The 9006-nt window shown below is 39.1% G+C and carries 8 protein-coding genes; all 8 read right to left on the bottom strand.

What is annotated here, in order from left to right:
* Positions 1–284: 284 nt before the first annotated feature.
* Complete coding sequence (locus tag OTG27_RS24430; RefSeq protein WP_194719377.1) at positions 285–857, bottom strand: site-specific integrase; 573 nt, start codon at positions 855–857, stop codon at positions 285–287.
* Positions 858–1587: 730 nt separating this feature from the next.
* Positions 1588–2781 carry a M20 metallopeptidase family protein gene (locus OTG27_RS24425; RefSeq protein WP_268938414.1) on the bottom strand — a complete coding sequence of 398 codons (1194 nt, stop codon included), beginning with the start codon at positions 2779–2781 and terminating at the stop codon, positions 1588–1590.
* 269 nt (positions 2782–3050) lie between these two features.
* On the bottom strand, positions 3051–4148 hold the full coding sequence (locus OTG27_RS24420; RefSeq protein WP_268938413.1) for an asparaginase: 1098 nt from the start codon (positions 4146–4148) through the stop codon (positions 3051–3053).
* A 240-nt stretch (positions 4149–4388) separates the two neighbouring features.
* On the bottom strand, positions 4389–5849 hold the full coding sequence (locus OTG27_RS24415) for a sodium:solute symporter family protein (protein WP_268938412.1): 1461 nt from the start codon (positions 5847–5849) through the stop codon (positions 4389–4391).
* The gene (locus OTG27_RS24410; protein WP_268938411.1) at positions 5846–6043 is read right to left on the bottom strand and encodes a DUF3311 domain-containing protein; all 198 of its coding nucleotides are present in this window, start codon (positions 6041–6043) and stop codon (positions 5846–5848) included. Before OTG27_RS24410 ends, OTG27_RS24415 begins: the two co-directional genes overlap by 4 nt.
* Before the next feature lie 207 nt (positions 6044–6250).
* Positions 6251–6598, bottom strand: a complete 348-nt coding sequence (locus OTG27_RS24405; protein ID WP_268938410.1) for a Na-translocating system protein MpsC family protein — start codon at positions 6596–6598, stop codon at positions 6251–6253.
* A gap of 252 nt (positions 6599–6850) precedes the next feature.
* Entirely contained in the window at positions 6851–7822 is a 972-nt protein-coding gene (gene uvsE, locus OTG27_RS24400) for a UV DNA damage repair endonuclease UvsE (RefSeq protein WP_268938409.1), read from the bottom strand.
* A 181-nt stretch (positions 7823–8003) separates the two neighbouring features.
* Positions 8004–8507, bottom strand: coding sequence for a PCYCGC motif-containing (lipo)protein (locus tag OTG27_RS24395; protein ID WP_170956451.1), 504 nt, complete (start codon positions 8505–8507; stop codon positions 8004–8006).
* Positions 8508–9006 lie beyond the last annotated feature (499 nt).

Below are 9006 nucleotides of genomic sequence, written 5' to 3'. Positions count from 1 at the left end.
TTCATATTCTAGTCTTTTTTTGAAAAGTCATTCGGTTGATTTAAAACTGTTGCCCTAACAAAACTCTTATATTTTTCAAAAATCCTCATAGAAGGCGATTTTCTTAGTATAAGGAGCTTATCCCCCTCCGAAACCCCTTTCACCTCTCCGCACCAATGATGCCGGTTTTATCTCGCCTTTCAGATATAACGAAATAATGTTTCTCTATAATAATGCTCTATTTAAGGACTGTGTTATCCATATAAAAAGAATGAAAAATACAGGAGTTGTCTTCGTCCGTTCAATTAATAATAGAAATCCATTAATGTTTCGTCCATTAAATCCTGTGTGAGTCCTATGTAAATCATCGTATCTTTGGGATTGGAATGATTAAGAATTTGCTGTAGTAGAGCGATATCCTTGAATTTTTGGTAATGCAAATAGCCGAAGGTTTTTCGGAGGGTATGTGTACCGACATCCGGAATGTCTGCCATTTCAGCCGCTTTGTTCAGAACTCGATAGGCCTGCACCCTGGTGATTGGACCATTACCTTTTCGACTTGGAAATAAATACTGTTCATTTTTCAGGTTCGATTTGCGGACATACTTCCTAACTTCCTTACGAAGCTGAGGATTGACAAGGAACCGCTTAATTTTATCTGTTTTTTGCTCCACAATGACTATATGCGTACCCTCAAGGATGTCTTTCACTCGCAATTGTAAAAGATCCCCTATACGTAATCCGATGTTTATCCCGATTGAAAACATCATATAATCCCTGTAGCTGCAATATTTTAATAGTGATTTTTTCATCTTTTCTATGTGATCCAACCTGCGTATCGGCTGAACATTTTTAATTCTTTGAGAGGTTGCTTGCATGAACGGCTCATTCCCCTTTCTCCTTCTTTCATTGTACGTGAACAGCTTAAAAAAAGGCAAGTTTTATAATTTTTGATACGCTTATAAAGCTTGATTTAACGGGATTTCGAATGTATCAATAGAGGTCCTTTGTTACATTCGGAATATTCTAACAAAAGTGACCCGGGAAGAGCTTGTAATCTACCATCCTCCTTTCGCCGTCTTATAGCTTCATAGAGCGCTTTTAATCGGTTCTTGACTTATGACTCCAATGAATTAAAACAATAGCTTTAAAAGCCAAATATGGAGCTCGTTTTTTGTGATTTTTATTTTATATTGTCTATAAAATATTAAAAAATAACTATTTTTCTAATTTTTAACATAGTTTGCTTTCGATATTAAAAAAGCCGCCGATTTCGACCTTGCTATAGAATATTCGGCTTTGATTACAATATATTCCTGCGAAAATAAATGAACCATGGAGAGAGGCATCGATCTGTTCCGAAGGAAAATACAAGCTGATCAAACAGACAACAGAATAACTATCGTATTCCCAATTATAAAAAAGGAGCCTTTTCCCCCTGCTAACCAGATTATTAATGAAGATAAATTAGACACCATTCAATCCTTCTTTCTGGTCAATATGTTCTTGGATGGTCAAACAAGACAGAGCAGCATTGTTAGAATGCTGCTCCAAACTCGCTAAATTCAACTCACCCTGTTTACCCTTCTTTTAAACTAGTAAAATTGTTCATGTCTGCTCCTCATTTAAAAAAGTTAAAATAATTTGGGCTGCAAGGGCCACGCCATATTTCAAAGACATCAAATTAACATGGAATTTCGGATGATGCCATGGAAAACTTTCTTTACCCTCCGTACCTGTTCCCCAATAGATGAAAACAGAAGGAACAGAACTGGATAAGAAGACAAAATCATCTCCACTCATATAAGGATTCTCCAATTCAACCATGCTGTTCTTACCAATGCAAATCTCTCCAGCGTTTTTCGCCATCTGAGTCATGCGTTTGTCATTCCAAGTGGCCGGATATCCTCGTTCGTATTTATACGTGTAGGAACCGCCCCAAAAATTCGTTACCGATTGTAGCAGTTCTTCAATTTTTGCCTCAATGGCATCTTGTGTTTCCTTTTTAATTGTACGCACCGTGCCGGATAAATCTACCCGATCAGCAATCGCATTAGATGTGTAGCCTCCCTGTATTTTGCCAATTGTTACGACAGCGTTATCAACTGGGGATACTTGTCTTGCAACAATGTTTTGGATGTTTGAGATGAATTGACCGGCCATCGCGATAGCATCAACACTTTGATGCGGAGCTGCTGCATGACCACCTTTTCCAATCAAGGAAATATAAATTCTGTCGCTACTTGCTAGCATATAACCTTCTTTTACTTCGAATTGACCAGGTAGTAAGTAAGGATTGGTGTGCATACAGATTGCCGCATCCACTTTGGGATTTTCTAAAATTCCTTCTTCAATCATACGAATTGCTCCTCCTGGATGAACTTCCTCCGATGGTTGAAACATGATTTTCACTGTTCCTTTTAATTTTGCTTTACTTTCTTGCAATAAAGCCCCCACACCTAACCCAACCGTTATATGTGCATCATGGCCGCAAGCATGCATCGCTCCTTCTTTTTTGGACTTATATTCCAAGTCCGTCTGTTCTCTAATGGGTAAAGCGTCAATGTCTGAACGCAGGAGAATGGTATTGCCCGGTTGATCCCCACGAATTTCCGCACAGAGCCCTGTGTCTGCCATTTTCTTATATGGAATGTTTAACTTCTGCAATTCACTCTCGATGAATTTCTGGGTGCCATATTCCTCGGTACTTAATTCCGGATACTGATGAAGGTGTTTATAAACGCTTTGAAGATATGATTCAAGTTTTTCTTCTATATAGTTCAAGCTAATTTCAATTCCCATAAAATCACCACTTTCTGTGTAATGAGGAGACAAGACTATTCTAGTAAAATGGCTTCGTCTTTTTACCAGATGAATTTTGGGGACGGCTGGTTGTGTATATTTACAATTTAAAATAACGAAGCAATGACGGGTTATCTCCATTACTTATGTGTAATTTGAATCTTTTAAAACTGATTTCAATAATTACCGGGTGTTTTCTGAAACAATCGGCAGGCAAACGACGGCGACTGTCATAGGGTCTTATTTTCACTGAAGGTACCATAGTTAACCTAGTATATTTGAAACATCCGTTGTATTTCTGCTGATTGATTTGTTTTGGTTAGGCCCAGCTGAAGTAGAATTCTGGCCTTTTGTGGAGCCAAATTGTCAGAAACGACAAAATGACTTTCCAAATCAAGCGGTTTTGCCGTTACCAGTCCATTGCCAATCCGAGAAGCGCTAACAACCACCACTCCCTGTTTGCTAGAAGCTTGTAATCCTTGACGAGTTAAGGGGAAAATCCCGCCGTTACCTGTGCCCGCATGTACAATTCCTGCTGTACCTGCAGCAACAGCAGCATCAATCAGATCTCGTGTGTCCTGACTATGCCCAACAAAGATATTAACACGAGGTAGTTGGGGTATTCCAAACACATCGAACTCTGAATCTACCGTATGCTTTCGCAAACTTTTATAATAAAAATGCGGCTTGCCATCTACCATGTATCCCAATAACCCAGCTTCATGCGGAGCAAAGGCATCAGCAGCAGTAGTATGAAGCTTAGTCGTTTCTCGCGCCGAACCAATCCTGCCATTTAAAGAAATCAAAACACCATGACCCCGTGCCGCTTCACTTGCGGCTAGTGCTACGCCATTATATAAATTGAGCGGGCCATCTGCACTAAGTGCTGTGGCAGGCCTCATCGCACCTACTATTACGACGGGCTTATCACTTGCTACGGTTAGATGAAGAAAGTACGCCGTCTCCTCCAATGTGTCCGTACCATGTGTAATCACTACTCCATCGCAATTAGGGTGGGAGAGCAGCTCATTTACCTTACCGGCTAACTGGAGCCAAAGCTCATCCGTCATAGCAAAGCTAGGAATGTTGGCAATCTGATAACCACTAACCTCTGCCAGCTCTCGAATCTGTGGAACTGCATCTATTAACGCCTCTACCGTCATTACACCCGCCTGATACTGAGTGATTTGCGTGGTATTGGCTCCTTTTCCGGCAATCGTCCCCCCAACAGCAAGGATTGTAATCCGAGGCAGTCTTTCTTTTCTCATGAACATAGTCCTCCTTTCAATCTTTGTCGCAAAATTCGCAACCGCGCATGAATCAGTGCTTTTAATAACGGATGCTATTGTCTCAAGCTGATTTTTCATCTAGCTCACCTCACGCTTTTCTTTTTTCTTTACCTTCCCCCCAAACCGTTATTGGAATGGTTCCCAGTTTGGCTTATTCAGTTCAGGTATACATGAACTTCCCGTTCAAAACTGCTACGTTCCCGTGAACAAAGCTTTTTAATGTGTGGCTGTACACATGGACATCGGTGATAAGCAAATCTGTTTGCATGTTGATTCTCCTATCTTATTAACATCTAGTCTCCGAAACTAATTGGGTAATTAGGAATCTGTCAACTCCGTTTCTTTACGAGTTATCAAGCTAACGATGACTAGGACTAAGGCATTCAATGTCAGTGCAATGAATCCAATGTTAATGTCTGTGATGAGCGAGGGCCAATCCGGGAAAAGTATGACAAGCTGTGTTTTGGTGATGGTGAAATAAGCAAGGAAAATGGCACCGGCTATAATTCCCGCAAAAGCACCTTGTTTGGTTACGAACGGCTTTTTCATCAAGCTGAAGATGAATGCCGGGAACAACTGAGTCAAAATAGAGGAAGCGAAAATACTCAACTCCACGATAAAGTTCCCCCCTTGAAAAACAAAGTAAAGCGACAAGAGTGCAAAAACTGGAACCATAGCTCTGGCGACAAACATCACACGAGCATCAGTAGCAACAGGCGAAACAACTTGGTATATGTTTTTAGCAAATAACGTAGAAGCGTTCAACAAAATCATTGAACCAGGTACTAAAGCTGTCAGTAATCCTGTACCACCGACAATCCCTACAAACCAAGGATTAAACGTTTCTTTTACAACACGAAGTAAAGCAAGATCAGCATCCGTTCCTTCCAAGTCAGGCACTTGCAGGATTGCAGCAAAGCCCACAAAGAAAATTAATACAATCAATATTTGATACAACGGCATAATAATCGCGTTTTTACGCAATGCTTTTGCACTCTTAGCGGAATAAGTTGCTTGGAAAGAGTGAGGGTACATCCAATAGCCAAGACCTACTACCAGAATGGTAGACAAATACCAGGATATACTTTGTCCTTTAGCAGGGAGAGTGAGGAATTCTGGTTTTGTTGAATCAATCGCTTGGAACATGGATTCAAAACCGCCGTAATAGTGAATGGGCAGGTAAATCCCTAAAAAGAGGGCAATCCCTAAAATAATTAAGTCTTTAAATGCTGCAATGCTGGCAGAACCGTGAATACCGGATATGGTTACATAAACGATCATGGTAAGGACCCCAATCCACATGGCCATGCTAGATGAAATCAATCCATAAGAAGTTTCAGAAACGATGATACCCAAACCTTTCAATTGAATCATTAACAAAGAGTTCAAACCCAAGACAGCAACGAGGGAAACTACAATACCAAGTGCAGGACTTTTGTATTTACTTGAGAAGAAATCGGGAAAGGAAAGCAGCTTGTGCTCTTTGGCGTACTTCCAAACTGCCGGTAACATCCAGTAAGACATGATGAATGCGAGGCAGCCATAGCCTAAAATATAAAAGGCAGGTGCACCTTTGCCGTAGGTATAACCACTAGCACCTAAAAAGGTAAATGTCGTATAGTTTTCCCCAGCCATTAACAGAAAAACGAAAAGCGTACCAAAGCCCCTGCCACCCACTGTCCATTGCTCAAGACTCATTTTTTTCCCTTTTTTCGCACGAATCCCCACAAACAGAGCAAACAGCAAGAAGAGAGTAATGATCAAGAGTGCGATATTCATTCATTTTCCTCCTTGTTGATAGGATCCAGCTTGTAGATTATCAACATTAATACTGATGAGATAACCAGCCAAAGCGTATGCCAAAACAGTAAGAATGGCATTCCAAGTACGATTGCCTCCACCCTGCTGGCAAAAACGGTACCAATTAGAATTCCGATAAACGGAATAACTCCAAGAAGATAAACTGGCTTCAAGATAATTCCTCCTCTTTTCTTTGAAATTTTTCTATATAAAACAGGATGATATAAAAAAAGCGAAGAACGCTTGTATAGAAAGAAAAACCTTTCTAACAAGCGCTCCTCGCTTTGTAAACAAAGTAAATGGCTACTCGTCTTTACCGTATACGTCTCATCTCTTAAGAATCAATCAAAAGAGTAGCGACAATGATATTCTTACAATATTTATGAATTTTCAGACAGGATTACTTCTGTGATGGACCATTGGGTAACGTAATCGTAATCGCGCAGGATTACCTCGATCTTCAAATTAAGATCCTGCTCCAATATTTCCTTCATACGTTTTTTAAAGATTTGAGACATCTGGAAGTCAACTTCTCGTTTTAGTGCAGGAACCTCACTTTCTAAAGCAAGAGATTGTGGTGTTCTTCTATGTTTCGTCCGAAAAGTAATAAACCGTTCATCAATCTCTATTTTTAACAAAGTAGTACCAGCCCCAAACAGACCTTTGCACACCTCGTTGTATAAATTGGTCAACTTTTTCTTACTCTCATTCGTATCAGTAAGGTACATGCTATCACCCAAAAAAATATTATTTTGTTATGTAAGCGTTTTCTTAAGGTCATTATACCTATAACATATAAGTTTTGCAATAACTATTATGACTTTTGACCCCTTGTTCTTTCTAAACAATTTTTCATTGATAACGGAATTCGAATACAGGAAACGCGACCATTCTATTAACAATAATTATGTTATGTAAACACTGGATATTTGATAAAGAGAATCTCATTTACTTCCCTTTGTCAAATATCCCCCAATCCATTAATGAATATAAAAACTGGCACCATCAATGATTTCTATGTCTTTGTGACTTTTCAGCTCCTCCATCAGCTGGAAAAGCGCTCCATCTTTTTGTTTTGCTTCAATCATGCAGTCGAGATGTGGTAAGCTTCCCTTTATTTGTTGCAAAAATTCCATGAACATCCCAGTATCCACAAAGTCAGCATGTGCTCGAAATTCTTTATCGGACCTTGGACTTGAAATATGTATTTTAGGGTGTAGTTTGGAATTACTCCAGGTAGTCAATATTCGGTCCCAATGATCTTTCCAATCTTCATTTGGTAAATGATGTGCGAGGTGATGGTGATAATCAAAAACCATTGGTATTCCCAATTTTTCACATAAATAAAGGGTTTCCGACAAAGTAAAGGTAGTATCATCATTCTCCAGAATGACCATTCTTTGAATCGATTCCGGAATCAAACCCCAATTTTGGATAAACTGCTCTAATGCCTGTACATGCTCGCCGTACCCCCCGCCAACATGTAAAACACAACGATGTTCGGGATCCACTCCCATTTTTTTTAATAATGTATAATGCATCCTTAATGTTTTTAAGGATGTCTTCAGAATATCGATATTTGAACTATTCAAGATGACAAAATGATCTGGATGAAAATCTATCCTTATTTTGGGGTGATTCTTTATGAATGTTTTTAATTTAGCCAGTTCTTCTGAAATAGCTTCTATGTAATCCCATTCTGGAATTTCCGGATGATTGGCTAAAGGGATAAGTTTTGAAGAAAGCCTAAAGAACTGAATATTATTGGCTTCGTTATGAATCAGTAAACGCCAGCAATTATGAAGATTGGATATTGAAAGGCGTTCGAGCTTCCTTATCGCTGCATCTCTGTCCTTAATCTTCGAAAACTGAGTATAAGTCATCGTTTGGGATGGCGAACAGTTTGGCACATGATTACTCATGGCTACATAACCAAGGCGAATTAATGTCAAGGTGATGGCTCCTTTACGGTTGAATGTTTAATGGAAGTATTCCCCTTTTTGACCAATAATATATATGTGAAAAATCCATCGCTCCAAGAAATTAAAAAATGGCCTTTTTCCGAAAGAATATCGGGCCAAAGCCATTTTTCCAAGTTATCATTTCAGTCTAGAATTTCATACTTTTTTTCACTTACACTTCAGGGGTAGGAGTTGGTTTGGCATACCCACTTTTATATTTTTCATCGACTTTATTCCGGATCTCTTTGACGCTCATGCCATCATTCAAGTCCAATATGGATTGCGCAGCAATTTCCAAGCAAACTCCGCATCTTGTCCCGTGGTCATCCCAAACCACTTCCCCATTTTTTTTATTCTCATGGATAAAGCAATCATAATTATTTTTATGGTTAGCTGACTCTCCGCAACCGCAATAACAAGGGATTTTTTCTAGTAAATCTTTATTTTGTGCAACAGCTAAATAGATTGTCTTCATATCCTCCGGTTTTTCGGCTAAGAAATCAGGTGCTATTTCCTTACTGCTTGTCTCCTCCTGAAGATCTCCGGATACCGTATGCTCTGAATGTCCTTCATGGCCGCTTTCTTTTTGTACAACACTTTCCTCTTCACTTGAACAACCTGAAAGTATTATCGAAAAACAGATTCCCATAGTGACCGTCATTAATTTCAGATTCATTTTTACACTCCTTGCTCCTTTTAATACTCCCATTTTATGGCACGTATGCTGTTTCTACAAGCATAAGTTTCCTTAATTATTAGGATTTAAAATGTCAATTATACTAAAATGGCTTTCTGGTACAACTTTCGTACATAATTTTAAAGTATTTACCACGCTTTAAGATAAAAGAATGAGGTGATACTGTGATAAGAGCGCTACCATCATTATGTTTTTAGGCACGTATTTACTTATTATACTCCTCGACAACCTACAGGGCTTGAATATATGGCTCTTTCTTTAGAATCAAACAATATTTGATTGTAGGTCGTGGAGAAGATTACTTTCTGCTCTTGTTATTTACCATATTTTTTTATATTTGTTTATATCCTCAGCTATCAAAAACCGGCAGCCTCCCTCTTCATGAAGCAGCCGGTTTAATTTTTTGTTTTATATTAGCGGTTATCAATAAGGACGTAATACGGACAAAGAACGATCGAATTGAGGGTTAAGGAAACCC

It is taken from the genome of Peribacillus sp. AS_2 (genome assembly GCF_026891895.1).
GTDB classification, from domain to species: Bacteria; Bacillota; Bacilli; order Bacillales; family DSM-1321; genus Peribacillus; species Peribacillus frigoritolerans.
Note: the sequence above shows the minus strand (reverse complement) of the source record. Positions and strands in the feature narration are given on the sequence as shown.

What these genes read in the sequence shown, in the direction of transcription:
- OTG27_RS24430 (WP_194719377.1), bottom strand. Translation starts at nt 857, where the DNA reads ATGCAAGCAACCTCTCAAAGAATTAAAAATGTTCAGCCGATACGCAGG.
- OTG27_RS24425 (WP_268938414.1), bottom strand. Translation starts at nt 2,781, where the DNA reads ATGGGAATTGAAATTAGCTTGAACTATATAGAAGAAAAACTTGAATCA.
- OTG27_RS24420 (WP_268938413.1), bottom strand. Translation starts at nt 4,148, where the DNA reads ATGAAAAATCAGCTTGAGACAATAGCATCCGTTATTAAAAGCACTGAT.
- OTG27_RS24415 (WP_268938412.1), bottom strand. Translation starts at nt 5,849, where the DNA reads ATGAATATCGCACTCTTGATCATTACTCTCTTCTTGCTGTTTGCTCTG.
- OTG27_RS24405 (WP_268938410.1), bottom strand. Translation starts at nt 6,598, where the DNA reads ATGTACCTTACTGATACGAATGAGAGTAAGAAAAAGTTGACCAATTTA.
- OTG27_RS24395 (WP_170956451.1), bottom strand. Translation starts at nt 8,507, where the DNA reads ATGAATCTGAAATTAATGACGGTCACTATGGGAATCTGTTTTTCGATA.